Below are 13,390 nucleotides of genomic sequence, written 5' to 3' on the forward strand. Positions count from 1 at the left end.
AGGTCTAAATCTCCATTTAAATTTTTCATGTTTACTTCGATATGTGTCTAGCTCCAGCGCCTAGCCCCTCGAGTCGCATGTTTTGTGTCGCCTCCTAGAAACTCCGAAACTTCAACTCCGCCGGCAGAAGCAAAAAGCGCTTCTTTGTCGGAGTCTCCAGTTTCTGCGTTTCTGGGCAGTCGGCTATACTTTTCGATTTCGAGCCGCCCATTGAAGTCAAAGAACGACTTCATTGGGCGGCCCTCCGAGGCACACGACGTGCTAGACCCGCCAGCCACACGATGTGGCGTTTCAGGCGGGCAGCGCTTGTCGGGGCTGAACGAGGCGCTTGCGCTTTTTGTTCCTAGGGAGGAAGAACTGTTTTTCACTGATGTTTTGTCGAAATATTTCGAAAACGATAAAGAAAAAATGATTCTTTTAACATATTTCTATGGATTTTTATCTTTGTCAAATTCATTTGAATAATAATTTAGACCTATTTTTCTGGATAAAGACTGGATTTGACTGTCGAATTCATTATATTGCTAAAGTGTAGTTTTTGAATATAATGAAAATTAAGATAAAAGGAGGGGTAATATGTCGACAAGAAAAAAGCTTTATGCAGGAACACTCGCTGTTCTTCTGGGAGCGGCTACCATTTTTAATGCAGGCGTTACAAAAGGGGAAGCAGAAACAAATACAGAAAATACATACCTGGTCATCTTTAAAGACCAGCAGGGACTTCCAGCAGGTTACGCGGATGCGATCAAAAAAGCCGGCGGCCAAGTGGAAGATAAATTAGACAAGCTTGGTGCTGTAGAGGTTAGCTCAAAAAATACCAACTTTTTGAAGGAAGTAAAGAAGTCATCTCTAGTTTTAGAAGCTGGTGTAGAAAATACTGTTTATCCGGAACAGACGATTGATGGAGAGACAGTGGCTGTTGATGACCTAGCTGATGGAGCTGATATTTACAATAATTTTATGTGGGATATTAAACAGGTAACCAACGATGGTGAGTCCTGGAAATTGCCAGGAGGAACTGGTTTGTCTGTAGATGGCGAGGATATTGTGGTCGGTGTTATTGATACAGGCATTGATTACAATCATCCAGATTTAAAAGAAAATTACGTTGGCGGTAAGTCATTCGTACCTGGTTATGATGATCCGATTGACCAGAACAGCCACGGTACGCACGTTGCTGGTTCAATTGCAGCGAATGGAAGAGCCCTGGGAGTAGGGCCGGATCTGAAAGTGGCCTCATACAGAGTATTCGGTCCATCTGGCGGTGCAGCAACTTCGCATATTGCTGATGCACTAATGGCAGCAGCAGATGATAATGTAGACGTTGTAAATATGTCCCTTGGCGGATATGACTGGTTCCAGGACCCAGCATACGCAACGAAAGATATTGTAGCAGACGTTCAGTTATTCAACCGTGCAATCCAGTACGCAATCAAGAAGGGTGTAACGGTTGTCGGTTCTGCTGGTAACAATGCAGTGGATATTAGCAGTCCGGGAAAATTATCAGGGGATGATGGTGGTGCAACTCACAGGAGTCCTAGCAGCCAGACAATGATTAGAGTTTCTGCTGGCGGTGCTTTAAAGAATCTTGCATTTTACTCTAACTATGGCGTAGGTAAAATTGACGTAATGGCGCCGGGCGGCGATCTTGGACCGAACTATGATCCTTCAACAGGTGAGGGAAGAGATAATAGCTACCTAGCTTTGAGCACAGTTCCGGTTTTTAATGATAATAAAGAGGTTATTGGTCACGCATATGGCTATAAAGGCGGAACTTCAATGGCAGCGCCAAAAACTGCCGCACTTGCAGGTGTTGTCATCGCTAAGCACGGCAAGGATAAGCTTACTCCTGCTCAAGTCAAGGCGATCATCCAGAACTCTGCTGAAGATTTATTCAAGCCGGGTTATGACGAGCAAAGTGGGCATGGTCTGATCAATGCAGTAAATGCACTGAAATTGAAATAAATTCAATGCAAAACCGGACAGGAACTTTCCAGTCCGGTTTTTATGTTGAAAAAAGGTAGAATGATTGGGCTCTTTGATTAATAGACTTAGAATGACGAAGTAGATTTTCCCCAAGGAGATAATAGATATGAGTATTCAGCAATATTACCAGCAGACAGCCTATATCAGTTTAAACGGTTCTATTATATCAGCGGGTCTTCTTACGATGATTTTGGCGGCAAGCCTGCTGTTTTCCTGGAATATACCTCTGTTCCTGGTGGCAGTACCATTCTTGTTTTTAGTTTTCCTCCATTACAATCGCTTTATTTTATATAAAAACAAATCAGAAGAGAGTGCGGAAGCATTTCATCGATATGATGATAAACAAATTTTAAAGCAAAATCACCTGCTTATCGCTTTTGCTCCTGCACCAGCAGTACGACTACTATTTTTTACTCCGGACGGAATGCTGGCTGGCGAATTAAGAGAACTCAGGACTAGAAGCTACCGCTGGCTTATCCCTTATTTTTTAGATAAAAGAATCATGAAAGAATTTGGAATCTATGATTCCAAAGGAAAACTTCAAGGAATGCTAAAACAGGAGCGTTATAGATTTAAAATACTGAATGAGCAAAAAGATATTATTGGTATATTTTTAGAGAAAAAGAGAGACAAAGAGACAATTGGTTCAGTTATCTTAGATGGTGGAAGAAAGTTGAAAATTGATAAGACACCAGGCTCGATTCGTGATTTTAAACTTGTCCGAGAAGACGGCAATACGGCCGCCACGCTGCGAAAAGGCTGGATGCCATTGGAGTGGACAAGGTTTTTCAAAGAAGCCAATACCCCTGTGTTAACGTTCGACTATACAATGGGAAAGGCAGAACGGTTGGCAGTATTTGCTGCTCTTGCAAGCCTTTATATGTATTACGATCATTAATTTGAAAATTGCTCCACTTCCGAAAATTTTGTTTATCTCCGATTCAAAGAGGTTAACAAATAATAGAAACTAGAAGGAGGTTGGGACATGGTAAACCAACAATATCAGGATTGTATCCATGCGTGCTTAGAATGTATTGAAGCCTGTAATGTTTGTTTTGATTCCTGTTTGAAAGAAGAAAATGTGAAAATGATGGCAGAATGCATCAGAATGGACAGGGAATGTGCTGAAATCTGCGGCATGGCAGTAACCGCGATGCAGACAAACAGCCACTTTGTGAACCAGATTTGCGGCTTGTGTGCGGAAATCTGTGAAGCTTGCGGCAATGAATGCAAAAAGCATGACCATGAACATTGCCAAAAATGTGCCGAAGCCTGCTTTAAATGCGCAGAAGAATGCAGAAAAATGGCATCTTAATAACAGGAGAACCAGCAAACCAAAAGCTGGTTCTTTTTATATATATAAAGGTAAAAGTAGAAGCACTGCATTGCCTCAAACTCGACTGAAAAAGAAAAAGGGTAAAAGCAGAAAGCTTGCATTGCCTCAAACTCGACTGAAAAAAGAAAAAGGGTAAAAGCAGAAGGCTTGCATTGCCCCAAACTCGTCTGAAAAAAGAAAAAGGGTAAAAGCAGAAGCGCTGCATTGCCCCGAAATCGCTTGAAAAAGGAAAAAGGGTAAAAACAGAAAGCTTGCATTGCCCCAAACTCGTCTGGAAAAAGAAAAAGGGTAAAAGCAGAAGCACTGCATTACCCCAAACTCGTCTGGAAAAAGAAAAAGGGTAAAAGCAGGAGGCTTGCATTGCCCCGAAATCGCCTGAAAAAGGAAAAAGGAAAAAGGAAATCGTAAAAAATAACACGAATTTTACCCCATATTACCTTCCGTATTGAACAATTCCAATATTTATGGCATCTTGTAATATAACGAAGTATTTTGGGGGCGTTAAAATGATAATCGATTTGATTAAATGTCATGGTTCAAATAATGACTTTCTATTGATAGATGAAACGGACCGGAATTATAAATTTGATGATTTTAAAAGGCGTGATCTTGCATTGATGCTTTGTGACAGGGAATCATCACTGGGTGCAGATGGCATCTTGTTCATCCGTTCAAGCAAGGTTGCAGATGCACAATATCGAATTTTTAATTCTGACGGTACAGAGGCTTCGATGTGCGGCAATGGCCTTCGCTGTGCAGGACGTTATGTCTGCGAAAAGCTTGGCGTCGAGGAAGCCGTGATTGAAACGATGAAAGCAAACCTCAAGGTGAAGAAGCATGAGGAGATTTTCATTGATATTCCAACTTACCAGGTGGAAATTTCCCCTGTAACTTTTAAACTAAGGGATTTGCCGTTAAATCTTGACCAGGAAACACTGATTCAGGAGAAGATTCCGCAGTTGTCTGAGGAATTGACGTTTTCAGCACTCGCAGTCCCTAATCCTCATTTGGCGGCTGTAGTCAGTAAAGAGCAATTGGAATCCGATTTGCAGACCAGATTGAGTGAAATGGTAAATAATCCTAATGATTTATTTCCTGACGGAGTCAATGTCAGCTTTATCAGGCTCCTTGAAAAAGGGAGTATCTATGTGAGAACTTATGAACGAGGAGTAGGCTATACGAATGCTTGTGGAACAGCGATGTCAGCATCCACTCTTGTCACATGCCTGATGGGGGAGAATGAAATTGACCAGCCAATAAATGTGTACAATAATGGCGGGATGGTTCAATGCGCTGTCCGTAAAGAGGAGGAGACTTATACAATCGATTTGATCGGCAATGCTACTTTTGTATACTCGGCTCAAATTGAAGTTGATTTTTCACAAGAGGGTTTACTTGAGGAAATCCTGGAACAGGAAGATTTTAACGAAGATATCCTGTACAGCAAGTTGCAGGAGCATGCTAAAAAGTATCTAAGTAAATTTTAAACGAAGAAAATCCTGAGGAACTTCCTCAGGATTTTTTTGTCTTTAAAACATTCAACACCGGTTCGAAATTCTGCTCTTCTTTTGCAGTAAAGTACGTCCTGAACGGACAGCCTAACTTCTGCACGCGCTGGATAATTGATCCTAAATGAAAATCCTCAATATTTAACTTATCGTCCACTTCCTCCCAGAATAGCGGAGTGGCTACACCTGCATGTGACTTACCGCGGGCTGAATAGGGACTGACAATTGTCTTGCCTTCAGCATGCTGGATGTAATCAACATATAGTCGGCCGCCCCTGTTTTTCTTCAATCGCTCAATCGTGAACGATTCTGAGTCTTTTGAAACAAGATAGTTCGCGATAAAGGCGGTGAACAATTTGGTATCATCATAGCTATAAGTATTATCCGGGAGCGGGATATACACCTGCAGTCCTTTATTTCCAGAGGTTTTTATAAAGCTGATCAGTTTTAATTCATCCAATACCTCTTTAATATAAAGAGCAGCTTTAATCGCCAAATGGAAGTGATCCCTTGATGGTGGATCCAGATCAAAGACAATTTCATCTGGCCCTTTGCTGTTAATTGTTTGGAAGGGGATATGAAATTCAATGGCGATTTGATTCCCGAGCCAAAGCAAGGTTTTCATATTATTGCAGACTATATACTCAATTCCTTCAGATTTCGAAGTTTCGACGAAGTCTGGTGCATAATCGGGAACGTTTTTTTGGTAAAAGGCTTCGCCAAACATGCCGTGAGGATAGCGAATCACTGTTAATAGCCGGTCTTTCAGAAAAGGTAACATATAGGGAGAAATCTCCCTTAAATAATGAATGTAATCAACCTTTTGAATCGGCGGTTCTTCCCAAATTGGCTTGTCTGGATGGGTGATTTCAATATCGAGTGGCAGATTCTTCTGTTGGAATACGAATTTTTCATACGTACATGAATCTGGACTTAAATCGAACCGGAATTGATGGAAATGAGGCTCACGAAGCTGCTCCTCATAGATTTCTAAGTATTTAACATCAAGGCATATGCCTGGTTCTACATAGATGAATTGGTCGTTTTCGCCACTTTTATTTTGCTTGATAATCTGATGAAGAGCATTTTTTTCTTCTGGCTTAAAGCCGAAAATCACAAGACCGATTTGGTGAATACTTGAGTCTTTATAAACGGAGATATAAAAGTATCCATTGGATTTCTCATATGCCGTCACAAAGCAGGAGACAAATTTCCAGTTTTTTGTCTTAATCCATGCTTCCGTCCGTTTGCCTTCCTCCCATTTGCTATTGTGTTGTTTGGCAATTATACCTTCACCATCGTAGATAACGACGTTTTCCCATAAGCCTTTCAAATCCGTTTCACTTGGGACAAGTTGTACCAAGTCCGGGTTTTGGTGGTCGGGAGAGAGTGGGAGACCAATCTCGGAAAAAAGGGATTGAAGTTTTTTCCGCCTGTCTTTGTAACCTGCAGATGCTATACTTTTTCCTTCTATCCTCAAAAGATCGAACACCATCAGCCTGCATGGATTCCTATCTCCTTCTGCTTTTATTTTTCCCTGAGACCTCATTCTTCCCCTGATTTGGATCGCGCCAAAATTCGCCTTATATGGATTCTCCATGTAAACGAGCTCTGCGTCCAATGTCAGAGGGAGATATGGCTGGAACTTTTCCTTTTTGGCAGCCAGGAACTCAGATAATTCCGGAAACAGCGGAAGCAGCGGTTTCCCATTCCGGCTTGTCAGTTCAATTTCCTGATCCCAAGTCAACAGGGCTCGGAAGCCATCAAATTTTATTTCATAACGCCATTCATCCCCTTGTGGCGGTTCGAACGCAAGTGTAGGGAGCATTGGTTTCAGCATTTTCGCCATCCTTTCACCAGTCGTATTTATATTGTTCCTGTTTAAGCTCAAACTAGTACGCTGGCAAATGTTTTAATGCATGATAAATCCATTCTTAAGCACATTAGTAATAAAACGATAAGGTGGAGAACGTAATGCATACAATTTGGAAAGGGAGCATCAGCTTTGGGCTCGTCAATATCCCAATCAAGCTTCATGCTGCGACTGAGGATAGAGATATTAAACTGCGTACCCTTCATAAAGAGTGCCACTCACCAATTAAATATGAGAAGACATGTCCTGTGTGTGATGTTGAAGTAAAAAACGAAGACATCGTGAAGGCTTATGAATATACGAAAGGAAAGTTTGTTGTCCTTGAAGAGGAAGACCTTGAAGCATTGAGGAAGGAAAACGAAGATAAAGCCGTGGAAATTATCGATTTTGTAAAAATTAATGAAATCGATCCAATTTACTTTCAGCGGAGCTATTTTATGTCCCCAAACGAGGGTGGCGGCAAAGCATATTCTCTTCTCAGGAAGGCTTTGGAGGAATCGCAAAAGGTTGGTATTGCCAAAATAATCATAAGGGCAAAAGAGCAGCTCGCAGTAGTTAGAGTCTATAACAATACACTCGTAATGGAAACGATCCATTTCCCCGATGAGGTAAGAAATGCTGTAGATGTGCCGAATGTACCGGAAGAAGATAAGGTTACGGAAAAGGAACTGGACACCGCGATCATGCTTATCGATCAGTTGACAACTGAGTTTGAACCAGAGAAATACAAGGATGATTATCGTACAGCATTATTAGAGCTGATTGAAGCAAAGCGTACCGGTAAAGAACTTGTCACTCCTACAGAAAAAGAACCTGTTTCCAATGTTACAGATCTTATGGCTGCACTTCAGGCCTCCATAGACCGTACGAAGCCAGAAAAGAAGAAAGAGACAGCTCCAGCAGCAAAGAAGAAAAAAACTGCCGCGAAACCAAAGGCAAAGGAAAAGAAACAAGCATAAAGAAAGCACCTGTTATGACCGAACCGGCCCCCCTGTATTGAGGCCGGTTTTTCAATTTCTGCAGTACACTTTAAAGGAAAATCACAAATCAAAGAAGAATAAGTCATTATAGTAAAAGGGGGATTTTTTTATGAGGAGAGTTCTTGTGCTTGGTGGAACCCAGTATTTCGGGAAAAAGCTGGTCCAAAAGCTGATAGAAAATGGCGATGAAGTAACGATAGCCACAAGAGGAAGTAAAAGTGATCACTTCGGTGAAAAAGTGAAGCGTCTTGTGGTTGATCGTGAAAAGAAAGAGACGATGGCAGCAGCCTTCGAAGATAAAGAATGGGATCTGGTGTATGACCAATCCTGTTTTTCACCAATTGAGGCGAGGGATACTGCAGAGGTGTTGAAGGGAAAAGCGGGTCGCTATATTTTCACTTCTACTCAGGCTGTGTATGAGTTTGGTACGCTCCATGCAGAAGAAAACTTTGATCCGTATACATACAAATTTACATACAAAAGCAGACAAGAGTACCCAGGATATGAAGGATACAAAGAGGCAAAAAGAGCTTCTGAAGCGGTATTTCACCAGCTTGGTTATTTTGATGTTGTTTCAGTCCGATTCCCGATTGTCGTCTCTGAAGATGATTACACAGAGCGCTTGAAATTTCATTTTGATAAAATCCTTGCGGGTGAGCCAATAGGCATTCCAAACCCTGATTTCCGCTACAGCTTCATACATGCTGATGAAGCGGCAAGCTTTTTGTTGGAAATTGGGAAATCAACCTTTGAAGGGCCAATCAATCCAGGATCGGCAGGAGATATTAGTTTACGAGAATTGGTCGATAAAATCACTTTGCTGGCCAATAAAGAAGCTGTTGTGGAGAACAGCAACACAAGCGGTACTGTCTCACCTTATGCATTGCCTGGGTCCTGGTCGATTGACACTTCCCTTGCAGAAGGGCTTGGCTATAAATTCACCGATTTGAATAAATTGCTGGATCAGTTGGTTAAGTATTATCTTCAATAAAATGACTAAATGGTAAAACCAGGTGCTGATATCCCGTACACCTGGTTTTTTTTATTCTGCTGTGTACCTTACTGAATGGGAAGACATATTTATTTCTCCTCACTGTTAATTTCTTTTTAGGATATTTATGGAAGAATTGGAGGCTTGAAAGGAAAAAATAAAAGGTTTTTGGGTGCTGGCTGTCAAATAATATTAAGACTAGATTTATTTGCGGTGTAAGAACGATAAGTTTTTAACGGGGGGGCAGGCAGATGGAAAAGAAAAGCAAATGGAAACTTATGATTTTACCTGCAAGTCTGTTTTTGCTGGCTTTTGGTTTATATATCGGCTATTCAATGTGGGAGACGGGTAGTCTTCAAGAAGTCGGGGGAAAAAGTGGTTCAAGCAATCTTAAAAACGGAGGTCAGACTGTCGCTGTGTTCCAGGAAGAGTCTGAACAGGAAAACTATTCAACAGTTGGCAGTTTCATTAGTGAATTTCATACTAAATATAACGATACTCTCGGCTGGGGCAGAATAGATTCTGTTGATTGGGAAGAGCAAAGGGAGATCGCTTCTGAAATCCTGTCTGTTCTGGTAACTGTCGAAACAGACAATACTGCACTCCAAACTGATTTTGATTCGATTTTAAATTACTCTAAGACTATTGTAGATGGGAAAAAAGATAAGAAGATATTACTTCAGCTTCACCGATATTTTCATGACCTTGATATTGAGTTTAACAGTTATAATAGGACGAGTGATTATTTTAATGTGACTAAATATAAAGACCCTGAGAATGGTTAATCCATTTCCACCAGGGTAACATAACAAAGAAAAGCAGGCGAAGGGAGTGGGCAGCCGTGAAAATCGTTGTCATTTCTGACACTCATATGCCGAAGAAGGCAAAGAAGTTACCTGAGAGGCTGCTCCTTGATTTGGAAGATTGCGATTACATAATTCATGCTGGCGATTGGCAGACCGAGGAACTATATAATCAGCTTAAACAGTATGGACCCGTTATTGGGGTTACCGGAAATGTGGATGGCCCTGAACTCAAAAGTCTGTTCAAAACGAAAGCATTATTCCGAGCTGGCGATTTTCATATAGGTATTGTCCATGGACACGGCACCGGGAAAACTACCGAAAAAAGGGCACTGGAAACATTCGAGGATGACGAGGTCGATTGTATTATTTATGGCCATTCACATATTCCCGTCCTAAAGGAAATCAATGGCGTAATAGTTTTTAATCCCGGCTCACCGACTGATAAAAGAAGACAGCAGGAATTCTCTTATGGTATCCTGACAGTCGGAGAGGAAATTAGGGCAGAGCATATCTTTTTTAAAGATAAGATTTAAATCAACATATGAAATTGAAGACAGGAGTGTTATACAATAATGAAAACCTTTGAAGTGAAGTTTCACGCAGAAGACCAGGTGGAAACAATGAAGATACAGAAATTGAGCAGTGGAGATTATGACCAGGCTACTGAAGGCGGAACACGTCATTTATTTGATTTAGATACGAATATAGGGTTTTTTGTCTTTTTTGATGCAGAAGATAAAGATGGAAAAGAATATTATTTGATGCTTCAGTATGAGGACCAGAATGAAGAGCCATCGAATTGCTACGGATTCGAACTAAAGGATTTCTATGAATTTTCAGCATTATATTTGAATGATCTGGAATTTACTGAAGAACTTAATGAAGATGCAGGTGAACTTGGTCCTGTACAACACCTTGCTCACCTCCTTTTTCATATCGTTGAGGAAGGTAAGTCAGTCGAAGTATAAAATCAAATTGAAAAAAGAGCAGAAATTCTGCTCTTTTTTAATTGGCATCCTCAACCGTTTCATCCTCAGCAGGCAAGTTTTCCTCACAATAGTTCTTTGCTTGTGCCACTTCATCATCCTCAAGTTCAAAATCGAGAACCTTTTCCGTTTCCTGTTCAATGAAGTAGCTCTGCAGAATCCGTCTCTCATCGCCGTTTACGAGGAAAAGAACCTTCAAAAGCAGACCTTTTTCAGTATAGAGCTCGTCCTCCTCGTCAACCTCAATATTTAAAAAGTATTCATATCTGTTCCCTGTAAGAAGTCCGAATGGATCTTCAAGGAGTTCGACAGTATGTCCGGTAATATTCATGAATGCTCATCCTTTTAATTTTGTCACCTCTATTATATATCGAAAACATCAAAAACAATCAAGAAATTCGCCGTGAAGCGAAAGAATGCAGGATAGAGAGCAGCTTTTCAGGACTTAATGAAAACGGGGAAGTATGTAGAAATTGAAACCAGGAACATATCTATTTTTTAGAGAACTAGGGCAGAAACTGAGAATATAACTGGTCTTTATATGTTCCGTTGCATGCGCTGGGATAGAGACCAATACCACATCTGCAATTATAAACAAAGAAAATCCAGTGTTGTTTAAACAGCTTTTTGATTTGAGGGCAATGCTGGAAAGAATCGATTATTATTGTGAAAGGTTTCAGGTGGTAGACCCCTAAGCTGTCAAGAAAACATGGTTATTGTGACAGGTTTCAGGTGTCAGAGCACAAAGCTGTCAAGAATCCGCCGTTATTATGACAGGTTTCAGGTGGCAGAGTCCAAAGCTGTCAAGAAAACGTGATTATTGTGACAGGTTTCAGGCTGAAGAGCCCAAAGCTGTCAAGAAAACGTGATTATTGTGACAGGTTTCAGGCTGAAGAGCCCAAAGCTGTCAAGAAAACTTGATTATTGTGAAAGGTTTAAGGTGACAGAGCCCAAAGCTGTCAAGAAAACGTGATTATTATGACAGGTTTTAGGTGTTAGAGCTCAAAGCTGTCAAGAAAACGTGATTATTATGACAGGTTTCAGGTGTTAGAGCTCAAAGCTGTCAAGAAAACGTGATTATTGTGACAGGTTTCAGGTTGTGGAGCCCAAAGCTGTCAAGAAAACATGATTATTGTGACAGGTTTCAGGTGGTAGAGCCCAAAGCTGTCAAGAAAACGTGATTATTATGACGGGTTTCAGGTGTTAGAGCCCAAAGCTGTCAAGAAAACGTGATTATTATGACAGGTTTCAGGTGTTAGAGGTCAAAGCTGTCAAGAATCCGCCGTTATTGTGACAGGTTTCAAGCTGAAGAGCTCAAAGCTGTCAAAAATCCGCTATTAATAAGACACCTTCCGGAAATGTGACGCTCCAACACCAGAGTGTACTCTTATTCAAAGAAACAGCTTCAGTGCCTGATAGCCAAAAAACAGAGCAAAGCCAATTAATGAAAGTCCGGATATAAGAGAAATGAAAGTCAGTAACCTTGTTGTAAGAAGCTTTCGGAAGCTGCTGGAAATAGCGGCCATAATGATATCCCAGAGAACAAGCCCCAGTATGATACCTAAGCTGTATATGACAAGTTCTCCGGTGCTGGACGAGGAAGCAGTCTTGGCAAGCACTGATCCGTAAATTCCCAGCCAAAATAAAATGGTAAGCGGGTTGGAAATGGACATGATAAACCCGGATAAAAAAGACTTGAAAGTGGAATTCTCACTTCGATTATCCATGACGATTTTCCCGGAGTTCATGATGGTTTCTATTCCTGTATACATCAACACAAAGAATCCAAACAGCCAGAGAAAAGATTGCATGAACGGGGTCTCAAGAAAATTAACCACTCCAAGATAAACAGTCAGCATGTAGATAATATCTGCCGTGAGAGCGCCTAGACCAAGAAGCCACGCCTGGAAAAAGCCGCTCTTGATTCCTTTATCCATCTGCGCGGCATTTACGGGCCCAATCGGGGCGGCGAGTGATAATCCAAGAATAATATAGCCTAAGAAGACATTCACTTTTAAAAATACCTCCAATAGTTAAAGCGTAATTTGCTTGTACTATTTCTATTCAGACATCTGAAGGTGTACAACCTATTTTTGTATAAAGTAAATATTTTTTTTAGGCAGTTTTAATAAATTTTGAAGCTGAAGAATATACTAGTAACTGTTGCTCCGGCACTACCGGAGTGTCTCTTTTGGTAAAAATAAGAAAGTGTGGTAAAATGGAATAGATATCAACTTTCGGATCATTCATTTATTATAAAAAGTTTCATTTGCCAGCTTTTTATAATAAATGAATCTTTTTATCAATCGAACGATGATAAGGTCTTTTGATTATTTTGTTGCCTGCATTTTTTCAAGTGATGCTGACAATCAACTTGATTATATGTAGGGGCTACTAAATCGAAAAGGACCATAACTAAACCTATAGGAGCGTGAGGAAATGGCATTTGGAAGAAAACCGCCTGAAGAGATCGTAACCGCTGAAACGAAAGTATGGGTATGTACTTCTGATGATTGCAAATGCTGGGTTCGCGACAACTTTAAAAGCAGCAATGTCCCCGCTTGCCCAATTTGTCAAAGTGATATGGAGCAGACAATTAAGGTTCTTGAAGTGGTTAACAACCACAGCCAGAATTTAATTGGATAATCATAAGGTAAAAACAGTCTGGTTGAATTTCCAGGCTGTTTTTTTGCTTTTTTGAAAGGTTGTTTGCCGCGGGCATGGAAGTTCTGTGCCATAGGCCTCATAAGAAATTAAGCGTAAAGTTTACTACAACAAAGTTTTTAATAAACAAAAAAAGTGCCCATTGTATAGGCACCTTTTCTGTATGCGGATGAGAGGACTTGAACCTCCACGGTGTTGCCACCACTAGAACCTGAATCTAGCGCGTCTGCCGATTCCGCCACACCCGCGTATTTATATAA

General features: G+C 40.8%; 15 protein-coding genes and 1 tRNA gene. 10 read left to right on the forward strand and 6 right to left on the reverse strand.

The genetic code is table 11. The features are described from left to right. Positions 1-47: 47 nt before the first annotated feature. Positions 48-233 carry a hypothetical protein gene (locus J7E32_RS20835; RefSeq protein WP_214911370.1) on the reverse strand — a complete coding sequence of 62 codons (186 nt, stop codon included), beginning with the start codon at positions 231-233 and terminating at the stop codon, positions 48-50. Between the two features lie 343 nt (positions 234-576). On the opposite strand from J7E32_RS20835, the gene J7E32_RS20840 reads away from it, so the two are divergent. The 3 genes from J7E32_RS20840 (at position 577) to J7E32_RS20850 (ending at position 3,301) form a co-directional block, all read left to right on the forward strand. Beyond that, positions 577-1,965, forward strand: a complete 1,389-nt coding sequence (locus J7E32_RS20840; RefSeq protein WP_214911372.1) for a S8 family peptidase — start codon at positions 577-579, stop codon at positions 1,963-1,965. Positions 1,966-2,092: 127 nt separating this feature from the next. Continuing rightward, positions 2,093-2,884, forward strand: a complete 792-nt coding sequence (locus J7E32_RS20845) for a hypothetical protein (RefSeq protein ID WP_214911374.1) — start codon at positions 2,093-2,095, stop codon at positions 2,882-2,884. An 87-nt stretch (positions 2,885-2,971) separates the two neighbouring features. After that, a complete protein-coding gene (locus J7E32_RS20850; protein WP_214911376.1) occupies positions 2,972-3,301 on the forward strand; it encodes a four-helix bundle copper-binding protein in 330 nt (109 codons plus the stop codon). On the opposite strand, the gene J7E32_RS20855 is transcribed toward J7E32_RS20850, so the two are convergent. Further along, positions 3,264-3,740 (reverse strand): hypothetical protein, encoded by a 477-nt coding sequence (locus J7E32_RS20855; protein WP_214911378.1) that lies wholly within the window; start codon positions 3,738-3,740, stop codon positions 3,264-3,266. The genes J7E32_RS20850 and J7E32_RS20855 overlap by 38 nt on opposite strands. Before the next feature lie 88 nt (positions 3,741-3,828). On the opposite strand from J7E32_RS20855, the gene dapF reads away from it, so the two are divergent. Beyond that, positions 3,829-4,809, forward strand: coding sequence for a diaminopimelate epimerase (dapF, locus tag J7E32_RS20860; protein WP_214911380.1), 981 nt, complete (start codon positions 3,829-3,831; stop codon positions 4,807-4,809). A 25-nt stretch (positions 4,810-4,834) separates the two neighbouring features. Here the strand turns inward: dapF and J7E32_RS20865 are convergent, their stop codons facing one another. Continuing rightward, the gene (locus J7E32_RS20865) at positions 4,835-6,667 is read right to left on the reverse strand and encodes a DNA ligase D (protein WP_214911478.1); all 1,833 of its coding nucleotides are present in this window, start codon (positions 6,665-6,667) and stop codon (positions 4,835-4,837) included. Between the two features lie 137 nt (positions 6,668-6,804). Here J7E32_RS20865 and ku point away from each other — a divergent pair, with 137 nt between their 5' ends. From ku to J7E32_RS20890, 5 genes are all read left to right on the forward strand, one after another. Beyond that, positions 6,805-7,662 (forward strand): non-homologous end joining protein Ku, encoded by an 858-nt coding sequence (ku, locus tag J7E32_RS20870; protein ID WP_214911382.1) that lies wholly within the window; start codon positions 6,805-6,807, stop codon positions 7,660-7,662. 130 nt (positions 7,663-7,792) lie between these two features. Continuing rightward, the gene (locus J7E32_RS20875) at positions 7,793-8,674 is read left to right on the forward strand and encodes an NAD-dependent epimerase/dehydratase family protein (protein WP_214911384.1); all 882 of its coding nucleotides are present in this window, start codon (positions 7,793-7,795) and stop codon (positions 8,672-8,674) included. Between the two features lie 251 nt (positions 8,675-8,925). Further along, a complete protein-coding gene (locus tag J7E32_RS20880; protein ID WP_214911386.1) occupies positions 8,926-9,459 on the forward strand; it encodes a hypothetical protein in 534 nt (177 codons plus the stop codon). Between the two features lie 56 nt (positions 9,460-9,515). After that, positions 9,516-10,013, forward strand: a complete 498-nt coding sequence (locus J7E32_RS20885; protein ID WP_214911387.1) for a metallophosphoesterase family protein — start codon at positions 9,516-9,518, stop codon at positions 10,011-10,013. 39 nt (positions 10,014-10,052) lie between these two features. Beyond that, a complete protein-coding gene (locus J7E32_RS20890) occupies positions 10,053-10,448 on the forward strand; it encodes a cytosolic protein (RefSeq protein WP_214911389.1) in 396 nt (131 codons plus the stop codon). A gap of 37 nt (positions 10,449-10,485) precedes the next feature. Here J7E32_RS20890 and J7E32_RS20895 read toward each other — a convergent pair whose 3' ends face one another. Next, positions 10,486-10,797: a DUF6509 family protein gene (locus tag J7E32_RS20895; protein WP_214911391.1), complete on the reverse strand. Its 312-nt coding sequence runs from the start codon at positions 10,795-10,797 to the stop codon at positions 10,486-10,488. Positions 10,798-11,857: 1,060 nt separating this feature from the next. Continuing rightward, positions 11,858-12,478 (reverse strand): LysE family transporter, encoded by a 621-nt coding sequence (locus J7E32_RS20900; protein ID WP_214911392.1) that lies wholly within the window; start codon positions 12,476-12,478, stop codon positions 11,858-11,860. Between the two features lie 427 nt (positions 12,479-12,905). Between J7E32_RS20900 and J7E32_RS20905 the strand changes: the two genes are divergently transcribed. Continuing rightward, positions 12,906-13,112, forward strand: a complete 207-nt coding sequence (locus J7E32_RS20905; protein ID WP_214911394.1) for a cold-shock protein — start codon at positions 12,906-12,908, stop codon at positions 13,110-13,112. 182 nt (positions 13,113-13,294) lie between these two features. Here the strand turns inward: J7E32_RS20905 and J7E32_RS20910 are convergent. Next, positions 13,295-13,378: transfer RNA gene (locus J7E32_RS20910), tRNA-Leu, on the reverse strand. Between the last annotated feature and the right edge of the window lie 12 nt (positions 13,379-13,390).

The organism is Bacillus sp. ISL-55 (assembly GCF_018613155.1).
In the GTDB taxonomy this organism is placed as follows: Bacteria; Bacillota; Bacilli; order Bacillales; family Cytobacillaceae; genus Mesobacillus.

Bases quoted from the DNA above. Each gene is read 5' to 3' on its own strand.
- J7E32_RS20845 (WP_214911374.1), top strand. From the start codon at position 2,093: ATGAGTATTCAGCAATATTACCAGCAGACAGCCTATATCAGTTTAAAC.
- J7E32_RS20835 (WP_214911370.1), bottom strand. From the start codon at position 233: ATGAAGTCGTTCTTTGACTTCAATGGGCGGCTCGAAATCGAAAAGTAT.
- ku (WP_214911382.1), top strand. From the start codon at position 6,805: ATGCATACAATTTGGAAAGGGAGCATCAGCTTTGGGCTCGTCAATATC.
- J7E32_RS20875 (WP_214911384.1), top strand. From the start codon at position 7,793: ATGAGGAGAGTTCTTGTGCTTGGTGGAACCCAGTATTTCGGGAAAAAG.
- J7E32_RS20905 (WP_214911394.1), top strand. From the start codon at position 12,906: ATGGCATTTGGAAGAAAACCGCCTGAAGAGATCGTAACCGCTGAAACG.
- J7E32_RS20850 (WP_214911376.1), top strand. From the start codon at position 2,972: ATGGTAAACCAACAATATCAGGATTGTATCCATGCGTGCTTAGAATGT.
- dapF (WP_214911380.1), top strand. From the start codon at position 3,829: ATGATAATCGATTTGATTAAATGTCATGGTTCAAATAATGACTTTCTA.
- J7E32_RS20840 (WP_214911372.1), top strand. From the start codon at position 577: ATGTCGACAAGAAAAAAGCTTTATGCAGGAACACTCGCTGTTCTTCTG.
- J7E32_RS20880 (WP_214911386.1), top strand. From the start codon at position 8,926: ATGGAAAAGAAAAGCAAATGGAAACTTATGATTTTACCTGCAAGTCTG.
- J7E32_RS20895 (WP_214911391.1), bottom strand. From the start codon at position 10,797: ATGAATATTACCGGACATACTGTCGAACTCCTTGAAGATCCATTCGGA.
- J7E32_RS20890 (WP_214911389.1), top strand. From the start codon at position 10,053: ATGAAAACCTTTGAAGTGAAGTTTCACGCAGAAGACCAGGTGGAAACA.